We start from the raw sequence: 14849 nt of genomic DNA, 5'->3' as shown, positions 1-14849 counted from the left end.
GCTACCTCCCCTGGCCGGGAAACGCGTACGGGACGTCGGGCAGCGGGAAGTCGCCGGTGTGGATCAGGTGCGTCTCCAATGCCTTGATCAGACCCATGCTGCTGAACGCCAGCGCGTTCGCCGCCACCGCGATCTGCGTCAGCTTCGACACCAGCTCGACGGCCCGGGCGAACTCGAGCGCGGCGAGTCCGTAGCCGATCACCGCGCCCACGCCGGTTTCGACCGCCACCGTGCCGGCCGCGGTGGCCGCGACCGCAACGATGCACGAATCGGCGAGCGCCTCGGCGAAGTTCGTCGCCTGGTTCGACAGCTGCCAGATCCCCTTCGACGTGCTGATGTAGCCCTCACCGGCCTTCCGCAGCGGCTCGGGCAGCGCCAGGACCGGCGCGGCGGTGCCGGCGAAGTAGTTGACGGCCGCGTCGGCGGCGTGCCCGTCCCAGCGGTTGCCGAGCTCGGCCGCCACCCAGTTGACGTTCGTGCCGGTCACCTCGGCCCAGTCGGCGAGGTGCTTCAACGCGTCCCCGGCCTTCGCGAACAGCTCCCAGTTGCCCATCAGGGCCTGGCCGACCTCGCCGAACAAGTCGAAGCCGGTGACCTCTTTGATGATCTCGTTGCCCCACCAGGTCGGGGAGAACAAGGAGGTGAACTCGGTGGCGTCGAAGTAGCCGCCGCCGGGCGTCGCGTCGCCGGCGTCGGGGGCCGTCAGCATCGCCGTCGCATCCTCGATCGGGATCATGACACCCGCTGATGGTCGGCGCCCGGGTACGTGCCCGGGTTCGCGTCCGGCAGTGCCGCGTCGAACCGGGCTGCCGCGCCGATGTCGGTGCCGCGGTAGTAGCCGGCGGCAGCGGTCAACGCGGTGCGGGACCCGTTCGCGAGGGTTTGCAGCTTGCCCAGCCATGATTCCAGGTTCGTGAGCATGTCCTGATGGCGCTGCACGAGTGTGGTGAAGATGCTGCCTTGGCCGTCGACGCGGGGCAGGTAGGTGGTCGCGGCGCCAATGTGGTGTGCGATCTGGTCGAGGTTGCTGGCGGCGTCGTCGAGAACTGCTGGGTCGATCCGCAGGTTCACATCGCCCCCCAGGCTCTGCGGCCGTAGATGGTTATGCCGGCGCCGACGAGCCACACGATGAATGTGGCGATGGCCAGGTGGCCCTGGCGTTGACGATCGCGGGTGCGCAGCAGTTTGACAGCGAGGACGCTGGACGCGATGAGCACGACGGTGCCGACTGCCCAGAGGGTGGTGGCGCCGGCGTTGATGAGGTGGTCGCGGGCGTTGGCAGCGAGGGTGGGGATGCCGATCAGCAGGGCGGATGCGGTGGTGAGGAGCGCGATGATGGCCGGGGCACGACGGAGGCGCCGGGTGTCGTCGGGCTGCTGGTCAGGGGGCACGGTTCTCCTCAGCCGATGGTGATCGATGGACGTGAACCAGGGTGCCGCGCGAAGGCGCAAGGGTTCAACAGCGGATCGCAGCCTGTGGATAAAAGTGCGTACGTCAGCCGCGGGGTCAGCCAGGGCATAGTCTCGGTACGGCCGGCGCTGGGCCGGGGAGTCATGCGCATAACCGCCGGTCATCGCGATCATGTTGGACGGGCCGAGATTCCGACACCCCTACCGAGGTGGCCTTCTCTCGCAGGAGGGGCGGCGATGGCTACATTTGAGAGCGGGCGGGTCAGAGCGGATCTCGTCCCTCAGGGCGAAAACGCCGTCAGCTGGGACAGTGCCCCAACATTGACGGGGCGCCATCCGGTTGATGATCACGAGATCGGCACGTCGGTCACTGTCCGCCCGCTCATCCGATGTGCGACCGTCAGGTGATGCGCCGCGCAATTTCCGGGCCGTCGGAGCTGCCTGAGCCTTGGCATGAGGACCCCGTCCGCGACGAGATTCCGCTCAGGCGTTCCGTGAACACGTCGGCTGGTGCCTGGATCTCATCGGCAGCCGACGCTGTGATCTCCGACTGCTGTTGCCCCAACCGCGTGGCGTTACATGAAGACGCGGGCGTCGTGAAGCGCAGCGAACGGTACGAGGAGTTCGGCCACGGCAAGCTCGCTCGGCCCGCGCCTCAGCGGCTGGCCGAAGCGGCCCAGGAACTTAGCCACGGCGAGCTCAGCCACGAAACTGGCGAACGCGCCACCGACCGGCCCGACGTCAAGCAACAGCTGGGCGAACTCGTCTCCAAGAGTCTCGAGAGCGTCGTCATGCTGGCGGCCGAACGTGGCGTTGAGGCACTTTTCCCCGGCTGGGGTTGCGTCGTCAAAGTCGCTGAGCTTGTAGCCGGTGCAATCGACGCGTTCCGCGAGCTGAACAACGGCCGGGCGGTTGACTTGTCGGTCCCGCTTCTGCGATCGCACGTGGGGTTGACGCTGGATGTGGTGATACGGATCAGCGACGACGACCCGCCGTCGATGCCGGAGCTCAAGGCGAGCATCGGTTGGGATTCGAAGTTCCAGGTACTGTCGGACCCGCTTCAGGTCGAAGCGGGGCGGCAGCAGCCTGTTGTCGTCGATGCCGACCTGCTGCGCGCGACGGAGACGTTGCGACGGCATACCGAGGAGCAGGCGGCTCTGCACGACCGCGACATCGCCGACCATGACCCACTGCGGGTCGCCTACCTGGCTTCGCAGGGGCCGAACGATCTTTGTATGTCGGTCCCCGCAGCCCGGACGGAACCCGTGGTCCGGGTGACGATGGGGTTGCGCTGCGGGCGCTGCGGTTGTTCTGCGGGTTCGCCGTCTGCGCCTGTGGCTTGCGGATGTATCTGGCCACTCTTCGGGCCCGCATCACATCGGGGTAGTTCGTCTGCTGGTCTTTGGCCTGGCCAACGCGTGTCTTAGCGTCGAGGCATGGGGGCGTGGGTCGGGTCGATGTGCACCGGCGACGGGGGCGAGTCGACGTGGGCGGTGTCGGGGCGACGAAGTGGTGCCGGCTTGCCGGGGCCAGCTACGAGCGGAACTTCCCGAGCCTGACGGCATTGACTGCCGGCGCGGCTACGGTCGGCGTGGACATCGTTGACTTGCGGGAGCAATCGGGAAACCTTGCGAGAAGTTGACTTGGTTTCGAATTGAGAATTCTCCCGTTGAGAAATCTCAGCGCGCACCGTGAAGATTGCGGTTCAGTTCGTCGCTGACCGACGCTAACCGTCGCCAACCCAATTGCAGTCCGAATCCACTAGCGAACCGCTACACACAGGCGTTCTACCCCACTGTCAGTAGTCACATAATTTCAAACATTAGTTCGAACGCACAGTTCAGAGGCGGTATGCCACACCGCCTAGGCATGGTGACGAGCGCCACATTTCCCGACTGCAACGCGTAGCGTTCGGCTGACTTTCGGCAATCATGGCAGCTAATGGGCTTGGCTCCACGCAACATTCTTGCCGCTTTTCCAACAAGAGTGCCATGATCCATTACGGTCTAATTCCGCACTGCCACTTTCGGGTGTAGGGTCCACGCTCAGCACCGAGCGCAACGCCGCCCTCGTGCCCGCTCACCCTCGTGCGGGCCGCCAACCGGCACCCGGCCACCACCGGACCCGGACAGCAAAGGACGGCACGGACTCTCACCTCCGCGCCGCCCGGTGCCACAGGTATGGTGGCGCCCCACTATAGGCGCCACCTCAACGCTTGCGTCAAGTGGAGATTGAGGTGCAGCACCGAGGGGACCGCCGCGCGCGGTACTTCACGTTCAGGGTCAAACGGCCCACCTGGCGCGCCGTCGGCAAGGCCGGCGCCGTGCTTCTCGCCGGGGTCGTCACCCACTACGAGCCGCACTACGGGACAGTCCTCGTGGCCATGCTCGTGGCGACCGGCGCGCTGTTCCGCCGGTAAGACCCCCGCCCAGGCAGAAGCCCCGCTGTCCAGCTGGACGCGGGGCTTCTTGCTGTGATGCCCGCGGCATCAGCGCAGCGACGCGAGAGCAGCCCAGCCCGTCCGCAGCCGGTGGGGCCGACGTAACAGTGCACCGCGCCGACTCGGCATCCCTCGCTGCCATCCGGAATCGGCCAGCTGGACCGGTCGTTCTCGCCCACCATCCGGACCAAGCGACTCGGCTGTACGTGCCGAACCAAGTATTGAGGCCTGACGCTCCATCGCGCCGATGTGACATTCTCGGCCATCACGCCGACCTGGAAGGCCCCGCCGTGCGCCGCACACCCCTACTCGCCGCAACCCTGCTCCTGGCCCTCGGCGGATGTTCGAGCAAACCCGCGTCGAACACCGCGGAGCCCGGCACGGCGGCGAGCAGTTCAGCGTCGGCGGCCCCGCCGCCGACGCCGAGTCGCTGCCCGCACGGCCGGCTCCCCAGCGGCTACTGCGCCGGCGGCACCGACGAGCCGCTTCCGCCGCCATCACCGGCGGCGCCGGACCCGGTCGGGGCGATCGTCTGCCCGAAGGTAGCCAAAGCGATGGGCACGACGGCGATCTACGACGATGCTGCTGCGATGCTGGCAATCGGGGAACAGGCGGCGACATCAGCTGACAGTCTCATCGCGGCGAAAGGGCGGGCGATCGTGGAGAAGGCGAAGGCGGCGAAAAGCAACCCCGACGACGTTGCCGCGAGCATCGAGATGGGCACGGCGGTGACGAACCTCGCCACCGTGTGCGCCCAGTCCGGGTTCAAGAACTAGCCCGGTCAGCTGACGGCTGCAAGGGCGAGCCTGCGGGCCGCCATCGTCGCCACCGCCCGTTCGTCCAAGTCGGCGGCAGGGTAGAAGTTCTGCACGACGGGCGCCCGGCCGGTGGCTGCCCGTTCGAGGCGTTCGGCGGGGATGACCGGTTCGGGCCGTCCGGTGCCGTTGTAGGCGAGGGACAGACCCTGAGGGAGGTAGCCGCCGACGTCGTAGGCGCCCAGCGGGATACGGCGGCCGTCGACGGTGATCCCGGAAGGGTCGCCGCCGATGTCGAGGCCGAGTTCGTCGAGGAGCGCTGCCGACACGAGACCACCCGAGGCCAGGTGGAACTGCTTCTGGAAAGTCGACGGTTTCCGAGCCGACGTGCCGATCTTGATACCGGAGCGGGTCGATGCCGCCTCGAACCCGAGCCCGCCGTAGTTGCCGGCCATGTGCGACTGCGGGTTCACGCCGAGCGTCAGGACGCCGCCTGCGCCGGGCTTCAGGCCGGTCCCTGCCGGGGCGCCGTTCGCGAAGTCGTAGGTGGTGAAGTACCGCTGCCCGTGGCCGCCGCCCCGCCCCGTGACAAGGCCGAACACCGCTGATGCGAGGCCGGAACAGTCGTAGCCGAACGGGCCCGCAGCCGCCCAGATGTACGGCAGCCGGTCCACGGCCCGAATGAACGCCTTGATGTCCTCGCGGCCACCCGAGGAGGGGCCTTCGGTGACAGCGCGGGCCACCTCGGCCCGGGTGGGGATGCGGGTCATCGCGGTCGTCGTCGGGTACGGGTAGTGGTCGGTGAGGAGCTGCTGGATGAGCCCACCCGACGCGTACCCGCGGACCGCCTGCTTCGGGATCTTCATGTCGTTAACGGCATGCATGAAGGCCGGACCGTAGTAGTTGACGGCCGCCGTCTTGTGCACGAACTCGCCGTTGGACAGCCAGAACGGTGCGCCCGTCGACCGCTCCATGGCCGGCACGTCATCGGAGGTGCCGGACCCCGGTCCGATGACCGGCCCACCCTCGGCAAGGAGCGAGCCGCGCGACTGGCCCCGCCCGCCGGGGCTGTGGGTCTCGGGGTGAAGCTGACCCTGCGCCTGACTGAAGGTGATGCCGTTGCGCAGCGCGTACTGGTAGGTCAAGAGCTCGTCGAGCTGCGCCTTCGTCGCATCCAAGCCGGTGACGGCTATGTCGGTCGTCGCCGAGGTCGGCACCTTGCCGTAGATGTCGATCAGCTTCTGGGTGGCATCCCGGTCGAGGCCCTTCGCCTCCCACTTCTTCTTCAGCGACTCGACCTCGGCGTCGTGCGCCTTCGTCGCCGCGTCGACACTCATACCGTTGGCAATGTTCGCCCGGTACGTGTTGTTGATCGCGATCAGTTCGTCCTTCAGGCTGTCCCGCACACGCAGGCCCGCCTCGGTCGTCATGTCGAGCTTCTTGGCACCCTTCTCGTTGAGCAGGTTCCGGTCGTCGAGGGTCTTGTTCGCGGCGATGATCGCCTTTGCCTGGTCCTCGGCTGCCTCGTCGGCCTGCCGGGCAGCACCGAACAGGGAATCCTCAGCGGCGCGCAACGCATCGGTCTTCTGCGCCGCCGTAGACGCCGTGTCGGCGACGATCCGGAAACTGTCGGCAAGGGACTTCACCGACGGCGAGGCGTCCCGGAACACAATCGCAACCCTGTTGGTCCGGTCCGCCGAATTGTTGGCAGCATCGGAGTAGGCGTCCGCGTAGAACTTCGCGTCCTCGTACGACTTCTTCAGCGACTCGTACAGCTCACGCGACCGCTTCGCCTTGTCGAGCTCCGCGCCGCCGCCGAAACCAAAGGACCCCTGGAACGCCCTCTTGTGCGCCTCGGCGTCCGCGTCGGCCTGCGCCTTAGCCGCGTCCAACACCCGTTTCTGCAGCTCAAGATTGTTTTGGTACGACCGGCCGAGGTCGTCGACGGTGAGGCCCTGCTGCCGCAGGACTGCGGTCAGGTCACGCAGCTGCGGGTTCTGACGGACCATCGAAGCGATCGACTCGGCTGACACCTTGCCGGTGCGTTTGTACTCGTCGCCGACGTCACTCAGCGACCGAGCGTTCTGATCGATCTCGGCTTTTGCCTGCTGGTGAGCGGTGATCAGGTAGCCGATCGCGGTGACGGCCAGACCGATTCCCAGCCCGAACGGGCCGCCCATGAACGAGGAGGTGGCTTTCGCCGCCGACTGGAAGCCCGTCACACCGGTTGCGGCGCTGGCTGTAGCGGCCTGGAAGCCGAGCATCCGCCCCGTGCCCTGCAGCAAGCTGGAGTTGAGGACGGCCTGGGCGCCCCCGCCGAGAAGCGCTGCGAGCTTGTAGGCAGTGAGCGCCGTCGCAAGCGCCGAGACGACCGGCACGGGGATGGCGTCGATGACCTCAGCGAGGATGCGCAGTTCGGTGACAACTACTGAACCGATCGGCGCGTACGCCTGGGCGATGTGGGATCCGGCGGTGGCGATCGCGCCAACGGTCTGAACGACCCGCGGCCCCTCGGTCTGGGCGTAACGGATGAACTCCTGGAAGCCCTGGTTGTGGTCAAGCCCCTGGCTGAACTCCGCGAAGCGTCGGGTGACGTTGACGAGGCCGCCGCCGACCTGCCGCTCGAACGGCGCGAACTGCTGGATGATCCGTGCGCCGCCCTCGGCGACGTTGACGGTTGCGGTGAACAAGCCGTCCATCGTCGGCACGGCCTGCGAGCCGACGTAGGAGAAGAACTGCCGCCAGAACGGGTTCGTGAACGTCTCCGCGCCCCGCCGGGCCAGGGTGCCCATCTCTGTCGACACGCCACCGATGAAGCCACGCACGTCGGCGAGGTGCGGCAGCAGAATCTGGATGCCCTCCTGCACCCCCGGCAGGAGCCCATCCGAGGCTGCCGTCTGCAGGTCGAGCAGTTCCGGTTTGAGGCCGAACAGGAACCTGGCGAAACGCTGGCCGGTGGCGGGCAAGTTGCCCATAGCGTCGTCGAGCTTGTCGACCGCCGAGCCGGCGGTGGCTGCGGAAGCGACGGTCGCTGCGCCAGCGGCCCGCTGCGCTGCCACGACGGCCTGCTGCGCCTGCTGGATGGCGTACGCCGACTGGCGGGCCTGGGCCGCGGCCTGCTGCCGGGCTTCGGTGACGGCACGTTCACCCTCGGCGATCCGCTCCTGGGAGCGGGCGACAGCGTCCTGGGCAGCTTGAACCCGCCTCGACCCGTCAACACCGGTCTGCTGATTGCGAGCCTGCTCCTCGGTGAGCCGACGGCCCTGAACCGCCAACTCCTCCTGGCGAAGCAGCGCCTCCTCGAGCGCATCCCGCGTCTGCTGGGTGCTTTTGGTCTTGACTGCGGCGGTGGCCGCCTCAACCTCGGCGGCGGCACGCCGCTGGTCGATAGCGTTCTGCCGAAGCCGCAGCGCCGTGTCCTCCTGGCTGCGCTTCTCCTCCTCGCGGGCATCGTTGAGCGCCTGCTGCGCGCGCTGCGCATCCTCCTGAACGCGGACCAGGGACCGCTCCGCGTCTGCGATCTGCTGCAGGGAGCGTCGCTGCGCGTCGGCGGCGGTCGCCCTCGAGTTAGCCAGCCCGGCCTCAGCGGAACGCAGCTGGTCGGCCGAGGACGCGAGCGATCGCTGCTGGCCGAGCAATGTCGCGCCGGTTTTCGCTGACGCCGACTGGGCGGCGTCGAGCGCTTTGACGGCGTCGCCGACACCGTGGAACGCGAGGGCCAGCACCCCGACTGCGGGCACGGCCGAGGCGGCGCCGATACCGAGGCCGACGATCGCGGCAGCGCCGGCCGCGGCGCCCGGCACGATCGCCGGACCCAGCGCCAGCCCGGCAGCGACAAGGGCGTTCATCTCCCCGCGGGAGTTGCCCGTGTCGACGTCAACCTTGGCGCTGGCCCGGCGCCCGTCGAGACGGGCAAGTTCCCGGTCGATGGCCGCCAGCTCGAGCGACGCCTGCCCGGTGTCGACCCGCACTTGCGCATTGGGGGACTTCGCCGCGAGCTCGTCAAGGGCGGCCTTCAGCCGGCGGACTTCCTCGAGCGCCTCGGTGGCGCCGATGTCGACACCGATCCGCTTGCTGGCAAGCGTCGACAGTTCGCCGCGGAGATCCTTCAGCTTCTGCTCGGCCTCGGTGGTCGCGACGCCGATCTGCGGGGTCGGCAGCGACCGCAGCGCCGCCTCGATCCGGCGGCGGGCGGTGTCGGCGAACGTGCCGCCGAATTCCTGCCCGTACCTGCCGCCCTGCGCGCGGACGCCGGCGCCGGCGCGATCAAGCCCGTCCCGGACGCCCTTGGCGACTTCGACGGCGATGGCCCGGCCGATGACTTTGCCGATCTCCTGGCCGGTCTTCTCGGCGCCGGCCTGGTTCTTGGCCACAAATTCCGGCCAGAAGCGGTCAGCACGCGGAACTATATCGACGTATACCGATCCGGCGGAGATGCCGTTGTCAGCCACGGCTCACCCCTCCACGACGTGGTTGAGCTGCTGAACGGCCTCGGCCACCGAAATGTCCTTGGCGTCGGCGAGCATCTGGAAGGCCAAGGTGAGCGCAACGGCCTGCTCGCCGACGATCCGCCCGAGCAGCTTCGCTGCCTCAAGGTCAGGGCAGGGACCGAAGAGGGGACTGCGGGCGCTGACGGCCGCCGCGTCGATCCGGGAGTCGTAGACGTGCATGATCGCCGATTCGACCGCGGTCATGGAGTCGACACCGGCATCAACGGCGGCCGAGAGCAGCAGCGCAACGTCGCCAGCCTGACGAACTCCGCGGCGGATCGACTGGACGAACGGTACTGCCGTTGGATGGCTCATGCGGCGGTCTCCAACAGCAGCGCGTTGGTGAGGGCCGACAGCCACCGCTTGCCGTGTTCGACGCCGCCGCGTGCCGTCTCCCGACGCTGCAGCGTGGCTGCGTACCGCTGCGCCGCGACAGCATCCATGCCGAGCGCATCGTGGACGGCCACCGCAAGCGCAGCAGTCGTAGCGGCAAGCCCCGCCGGCGCATCCGTCGTCAGGCTGCCAGGTACGACTCGCAGTCGGCGCGATGCACCCACCAGACGCCGCCCGCCCGGCGGCCGGCCAAGGCGCCTGATCGCAGTAGCTGGCGAACCCTCGAGGTGCTCACCCCAAGCAGATCCGCGGCGACGGCTGTATCGATCCATGGATCTGAGCCTGCGGGCATTTCCGCTGCGAGGACTTCCGTGCTGCCGTCTGCGGAAGCGCGGCGAGCCTTCCACATCTCCGCCGCGGCGATGACCTGAGCCCACGTTTGGCGCACGGCGACGAGCTGGGCCGGATCAAGCCGGCCCTCCTCGACTTTGCGGCCGAGACTGACCAGTTCGGCGGGCAGGTGCTTGGCGAGCAGCACCGAGATGACAAAGGCCGAGAAGCCGCCCACATGAGCGCCAAGCAGGGGCTCGCCATGGTGCGCGGCGGGCGGGACCGCACCGACGGGGGCTGTAGGGCGGCGAGACAATCCATCGGGGAGGGGTGCCCGACGGATCAACCCTGCCCTTCACTGGCAGTGGCAGCATCCGCCTGGGTGGGCGCGGCATTGTGTCCCTGGCCTGATGTGTCCATGGTGCCGGTCATCCTCCGGTCCCTCCTACTTGTGGGAGCGCCTCACGCGCTTCCGGTCGTCAGTTCGCTGGGTGCGGCTGCATCCGCGGTCGGGTGCAGCGCAGCCCTGATCTCTTCCATCACCACGGCCCGGACGTGGTCGTCCTCGGCGTCGATGCCCAGACGGCGCATCGACGCCGTCAAGATGTCGGTGAACAGCTCGCGGGCGACCCACGGCGGAAGCGTCGGGTCCGAGGCCAGCGAAGGCCCAGCCGCGTCCGCCAGGTCGTGAGCTAATGCCGCCGCCCGCACCGGATCGGCAGGGTGCAAGCCAGCCGCAAGACGCACCAGCGTCTTCCACGACGGCCGGGACCGGCCACCCTCGATCGCGGTAATCGTGCTCGAATTCACGCCGCACCTGGCGCTGAGCGCCGTACGGCTCAACGCGGCAGCCTCGCGGCGACCCCGGAGCAGGGCGCCCACCGTCGCGGCGAGACGCACCTGCTCCGCACCTTCCGGCTTCCGGGAGTTGTAGGCGATCATCAGGCAATGACCGCCGCGCTCAGCACCAGGCACATCCCCGACGCCGACTTCGGCCCGACACTGCGCCACGTGCGCCAGGCCCGGCGGCTGTCGCTGCGCCAGCTCGCCGCCAAGCTGCAGATGAGCCACGGGTACCTCGGGTCGCTCGAGCGTGGCGAGAAAGCCCCGTCGACCCGGCTGGCCGCACAACTCGTCGACGCGCTCTGCGTGGACGGTGACCCTGCGACGGTGATTCTCCGCAACGGCATCCCCGGCGTCGGCCGCGACGGGCATCGGCGTGCCCCATGAGGTTGGTCCAGTCCATGGGGTCGGCGCTGCGGGCCGTGCTCCAAGTTCCCATGAGCACTCATGGGGCACACCGCGCCGGGGCGGCTGACGGCTCGCAGCAGTCGAGGTGTCCCACGTCCTGCCGGTTGAGCAGGGTGTTCCATGTCGCGGGCGTCGTGGTCATGGTGCGGTCTCCCCCGCTGTGGTTGGGTGGTGGCGGGACCGGGCGCGTGCGAGGCGCCCGGTCCTTGCGTTCGTTCATGCGGGCTCGCCTCCGGTGCGGTTGCCCTGGACGTACGGGTTGCGGGCGTGGGCGCGGCGGAGCCGTTCGACGCCGTTGGTGGGCATGGCGAGCACGACGGCGTCACGCTGTCCGGCGTCGCGCTGGCGTGGGGTCGCCTCGGGCTGGACCGTTGTGACACCGGTACGGGTCGCTGCGTGGGGCTGATGCCTACGCGGGTCGGTGCGGGCCTGGCCGTGATGCTCTGCCCCATGACTGCCCGCGCCGGACGTGGCAGGGCGGGGCCAGTCGTTGCCCTGCTGTCCCTGGTGCTGGCCGCCACGGTTGCCGCGCGGCCGGCGTTCCGGCGGCGTCACCGACTTGACGGTGATCTCCAGCTCGGGCCGCTCGCCGCGCTCCGGCTGCCAGAGGCGCAGGCTGCGCAGCCGGCCCTCGATGTGTACGGCGTCGCCTTTCGCGTACCTGGTCAGCTGTTTGGCTTCGTCGCCGAACGCGGCCAGGGCGGCGACGAACGAGCTGTCCTCAACCCAGTCGTCGCCGTCCTTGCGGTAGCCGGTGAAGCGCACCATGCAGTTCGCCCACGGCGTTCCGGTCTTGGCGATGCCGCTGCGCGGCTCGGTGATCAACTTCCCGTCGCCGCGGATCTCAGGAAGGCTCATTACGGCACGACCTTGATACCGGGCTCGGGTGCGGCTGCGGCTTCGTAGTTCGAGCGCGCCTGCTCCAGATCCTGGAAGTACATGATCCAGTCGTGGCCGGAGAGGGTCACCTCGTCCTCGATGAGGCGGTGCTCGATCGACGCCGTCGGCGCCTTGAGGTGCGCCTCCGACGAGGAGAGCGTGACGAGGTACGGGAAGGCGTCGAGGCTTTCGACGGCCTGCCAGCCGACGACGAGGAACAGGTCGGCGCCGTACTTGCCGGACGCGACGGCGTACAGCGGGAAGGACTGCGGAATCATGCCGGCACCTCCTCGCGGGCAGCCAGCCGCACGACGCGTTCGGCGTCTTCGCGTTCGGCGGCAAGCCGGCGTTCGTACTGGCGGACCTTGTTGATGCACGACTCGTAGGCGATGCCGGCGAGCTCGCGATTGTCGTAGAACGTGATGCGCCGGTGCTCGCCGGCCATCGTGCGAGCGGTGTCCTTCGCGGAGTGCAGGTCGAGCATCACCGGAAGTGCGCTGTAGCCGTCGAGGGGCGTCCAGGCGACGACGAGCAGCAGGTCGATGTGGGTGTCCGCTTCACCGACGGCGTAGAGCGGTGAGGACGAGTGGGGGATCACGTGGTCTCCTCCGGAGCGGTCGTGGGTGGTTTGGCGGCGAGGAGGGCTGTGGGCTGGGTCCGCACGGGTGGCTTGGCGTCCGCGCCGGTGGGGCATGGAGCGCCGAGGTCCGAACGTGACGCAGTCAACGTGGCGCACTTCCTGGCCTGCTGGTGTGCTGTCGCGGGCTTGTCACAGGTGTCACAGGTTCGCGGGTCGTCCGGCGGAACCTGTGACACCAACCTGTGACGGCCTTGACCTGCGCTAATGGTTCGTTTCACGGTCTCTGTCACAGGTGTCACAGGTTCTTGGCGCAAGAGACACGCGTTAGGGACGCAAATGATGTCCTTGTTGATCTTGCTGGCTATTGCCGGTGCGGCACTCACGATGCCTCGCAGTTGAGGGCGTGGCCCTGCTCGTCGAAGCCGAAGCTGCACGCGGGGCAGCGCGGAGGGCCGTCGAACACGTCGAGCTGCTCGTCGCGGGGCGCCTGCTCGACCTCCGCGACCCGAGTCTCGGAGGTCTCCGCCGCCTGGTCGTCGTTCTCGACCGGGTCCAGGGTTGGAGCCGGAGTGGTGTTGAACAGCACCTCAGACCTGACGTGCAGAACCCACAGACTGGTACCGCCCACCCGCTTGGACACGACCAGCTTCCCGTCTTTGCTGACGGCGGCGAGGATGCCCTGTCGGTGCAGCTCCTTGTGCAGCGTCTCCTTCGTGGTGGCGAGCGGCATGTGCATACGCTTCGCCTGGGCAGTCGCTACGGAGTGCGCGTTCGCCGGGTAGAGGTAGACGCCGTCCTTGTCGATCCAGCCGACCTGCTCGCCGCGGGGCCGGTAGTCGACGCGGTCACCGGAGGCGACCCGCTCCCAGCCAAGCTGGCGGTAGCCGATGGTGCCGCCGAGTTCCGGGACGTCGTTCGTCTTCCGGTCCGCGAGGTGCGCATACCCGCCGACGAGGGCGCTGTCGATGGCGCTGAGGTAGATCTGGACCGGCTCGTAAAGCTTCGTGTTCTCGTGCTGCTCGCCGGCGAGCGCACCAAGGGCGGCCTTACACCGGGCGAACAACTCGTCCCGCTCCGTCGCCGTGACCGCCTTGACCGCGACCGCGAAGTCCAAAAACACCCTCCAGCCGGTGAGCAGCCCGGCTGTTGCCTCGGGCAGCCGGAGGTGCCCGCCGCTGCCGAGATCATCCCGCAGGTCGATGATCTGCTGCTGCAGGTCGTTGGCGTAGGTCGGGTTGGCGTCCATCTGGCTGGCGATCCATCGGACGTACCCGGCCATGCACAGGGCGTAGACCCCGTCCCGGCCCCGCTTCTGCGCCTCGGTGAGGAGCTTCTTGTCGACGTTCCCGGGTTCGGTCGGGACGGCGGTCATCCGGGCTCGCAGGGACTGCCCGCTCGGGAGGTCTTCGCCGCTGGACATCAGCTGTGCGTGCGGAGGTTTCGGCGGGCGGATCGTGGCGTCCGCGTTCATTCGCTGGCGGCCGGCGGCGTTCGCCGACCCGCGCACGACGCGGTCCACGGCGGCATTGAGGGTGGCCAGGTTCGCCACCGACTGAGGGGCGTAGTCGTCGATGACCATCAGCACGTCCTTGAGGACGTTCGCCAGGCCCTCGAGAACGTTCCCCGTTGATGTCCAGGAGGTGGGCAGCGCCTTGGCGTTCATGGCAGGGCCGAAATGCTGCTGGGCGACGGCCAGCACAGCGCTCTTGAGTGAGCCTGAAGGGCCGTGGACCCATACGGTCGTTTCGGGGTCACCGGGCAGCGGGGCACGGTAGACCGCGGCGAGGATTGGCACCATGACCGCGTCGGGCGCGATTCGCAGCATGTCGAGCGATGCCGCGACGGCTGCCCGCAGGTCCCCTTCGGCGACCGCCGTCGGGTCGGGAAGCCAGTACCGGTTGAGCGCCTCACTGCCGAGATCGACGGCGACGGTCGGGTCCAGCCCGTCGGCGCCGATCGCGCCGGACGTGGTGAGGAACCGGTACTTGCCGCCAATGTTCCGCCACCCCGTGTGGGCGTAGCGGACGGTCTGTGTCCATCTGCCGCGGGACAGGATCTGCGTTGCGGTCCAGACGTGGTCCTCGGCCCTGCTCATCGGCATGATCGTGGCGTGGGCGCCGACGGCGATCGCTGCCCATTTCCGCGCCTTGGGCGCCTCCTCGGCAGGGATCTCGGCCTCGCCGGTGTAGCCGTTGGGCAGGGTGACGCGGATTTGTACCAAGCTGAGCCGCTCGGTGCCGTCGTCGCGGATTACCTCGGACAGGATGCGGGGATCGAACTCTGCGAGCAGGGTCCGGCCACCGTCTTCGTCGACGATGTAGATGCAGCCGCCCTCGTCGAGGTATCTGCTTTCGGCGTCCAGAGTTGCAGTGGTGCGTTCTT

General features: G+C 68.4%; 16 protein-coding genes. 3 read left to right on the top strand and 13 right to left on the bottom strand.

The features are described 5' to 3' along the window. Nucleotide 1: 1 nt before the first annotated feature. The 4 genes from ACQEVU_RS44450 to ACQEVU_RS44435 all read right to left on the bottom strand — a co-directional run bounded on the left by ACQEVU_RS44450 (nt 2) and on the right by ACQEVU_RS44435 (nt 2593). On the bottom strand, nt 2-736 hold the full coding sequence (locus ACQEVU_RS44450) for a hypothetical protein (protein ID WP_433318603.1): 735 nt from the start codon (nt 734-736) through the stop codon (nt 2-4). Then, nucleotides 733-1071 carry a type VII secretion target gene (locus ACQEVU_RS44445; RefSeq protein ID WP_433318606.1) on the bottom strand — a complete coding sequence of 113 codons (339 nt, stop codon included), beginning with the start codon at nt 1069-1071 and terminating at the stop codon, nt 733-735. The genes ACQEVU_RS44450 and ACQEVU_RS44445 overlap by 4 nt, the downstream gene beginning before the upstream one ends. Continuing rightward, on the bottom strand, nt 1068-1391 hold the full coding sequence (locus ACQEVU_RS44440; protein ID WP_433318609.1) for a hypothetical protein: 324 nt from the start codon (nt 1389-1391) through the stop codon (nt 1068-1070). Before ACQEVU_RS44440 ends, ACQEVU_RS44445 begins: the two co-directional genes overlap by 4 nt. Nucleotides 1392-1984: 593 nt before the next feature. Then, nucleotides 1985-2593, bottom strand: a complete 609-nt coding sequence (locus ACQEVU_RS44435) for a hypothetical protein (protein ID WP_433318611.1) — start codon at nt 2591-2593, stop codon at nt 1985-1987. 1040 nt (nt 2594-3633) lie between these two features. Between ACQEVU_RS44435 and ACQEVU_RS44430 the strand changes: the two genes are divergently transcribed. Both ACQEVU_RS44430 and ACQEVU_RS44425 read left to right on the top strand, forming a co-directional pair. Then, nucleotides 3634-3828 carry a hypothetical protein gene (locus tag ACQEVU_RS44430; protein ID WP_433318614.1) on the top strand — a complete coding sequence of 65 codons (195 nt, stop codon included), beginning with the start codon at nt 3634-3636 and terminating at the stop codon, nt 3826-3828. Nucleotides 3829-4403: 575 nt separating this feature from the next. Continuing rightward, nucleotides 4404-4625 (top strand): hypothetical protein, encoded by a 222-nt coding sequence (locus ACQEVU_RS44425; protein ID WP_433318617.1) that lies wholly within the window; start codon nt 4404-4406, stop codon nt 4623-4625. Between the two features lie 5 nt (nt 4626-4630). Here ACQEVU_RS44425 and ACQEVU_RS44420 read toward each other — a convergent pair whose 3' ends face one another. The 5 genes from ACQEVU_RS44420 to ACQEVU_RS44400 form a co-directional block, all read right to left on the bottom strand. Next, nucleotides 4631-9055, bottom strand: a complete 4425-nt coding sequence (locus tag ACQEVU_RS44420; protein WP_433318620.1) for a hypothetical protein — start codon at nt 9053-9055, stop codon at nt 4631-4633. Nucleotides 9056-9058: 3 nt separating this feature from the next. Then, nucleotides 9059-9409: a hypothetical protein gene (locus tag ACQEVU_RS44415; protein WP_433318622.1), complete on the bottom strand. Its 351-nt coding sequence runs from the start codon at nt 9407-9409 to the stop codon at nt 9059-9061. Then, nucleotides 9406-9537, bottom strand: coding sequence for a hypothetical protein (locus ACQEVU_RS44410; protein ID WP_433318624.1), 132 nt, complete (start codon nt 9535-9537; stop codon nt 9406-9408). Before ACQEVU_RS44410 ends, ACQEVU_RS44415 begins: the two co-directional genes overlap by 4 nt. A 71-nt stretch (nt 9538-9608) precedes the next feature. Continuing rightward, nucleotides 9609-9995, bottom strand: coding sequence for a helix-turn-helix domain-containing protein (locus ACQEVU_RS44405; protein ID WP_433318627.1), 387 nt, complete (start codon nt 9993-9995; stop codon nt 9609-9611). 224 nt (nt 9996-10219) lie between these two features. After that, nucleotides 10220-10699, bottom strand: coding sequence for a helix-turn-helix domain-containing protein (locus ACQEVU_RS44400; protein WP_433318630.1), 480 nt, complete (start codon nt 10697-10699; stop codon nt 10220-10222). A gap of 6 nt (nt 10700-10705) precedes the next feature. On the opposite strand from ACQEVU_RS44400, the gene ACQEVU_RS44395 reads away from it, so the two are divergent. Next, a complete protein-coding gene (locus tag ACQEVU_RS44395) occupies nt 10706-10987 on the top strand; it encodes a helix-turn-helix domain-containing protein (RefSeq protein ID WP_433318633.1) in 282 nt (93 codons plus the stop codon). Between the two features lie 237 nt (nt 10988-11224). Here the strand turns inward: ACQEVU_RS44395 and ACQEVU_RS44390 are convergent, their stop codons facing one another. The 4 genes from ACQEVU_RS44390 to ACQEVU_RS44375 all read right to left on the bottom strand — a co-directional run. Beyond that, nucleotides 11225-11866: a single-stranded DNA-binding protein gene (locus tag ACQEVU_RS44390; protein ID WP_433318636.1), complete on the bottom strand. Its 642-nt coding sequence runs from the start codon at nt 11864-11866 to the stop codon at nt 11225-11227. Then, nucleotides 11866-12165: a hypothetical protein gene (locus ACQEVU_RS44385; RefSeq protein ID WP_433318639.1), complete on the bottom strand. Its 300-nt coding sequence runs from the start codon at nt 12163-12165 to the stop codon at nt 11866-11868. The genes ACQEVU_RS44390 and ACQEVU_RS44385 overlap by 1 nt, the downstream gene beginning before the upstream one ends. Next, nucleotides 12162-12485 (bottom strand): hypothetical protein, encoded by a 324-nt coding sequence (locus tag ACQEVU_RS44380; RefSeq protein ID WP_433318642.1) that lies wholly within the window; start codon nt 12483-12485, stop codon nt 12162-12164. Before ACQEVU_RS44380 ends, ACQEVU_RS44385 begins: the two co-directional genes overlap by 4 nt. Before the next feature lie 361 nt (nt 12486-12846). Continuing rightward, nucleotides 12847-14849: DUF927 domain-containing protein (locus ACQEVU_RS44375; protein WP_433335434.1), on the bottom strand; the 2003-nt coding region annotated here is incomplete at its 5' end.

It is taken from the genome of Dactylosporangium sp. CA-139066, from assembly GCF_050936175.1.
In the GTDB taxonomy this organism is placed as follows: Bacteria; Actinomycetota; Actinomycetes; order Mycobacteriales; family Micromonosporaceae; genus Dactylosporangium.
The sequence above is the reverse complement of the archived record's forward strand: the minus strand, read 5'-3'. Positions and strand labels throughout refer to the sequence as shown.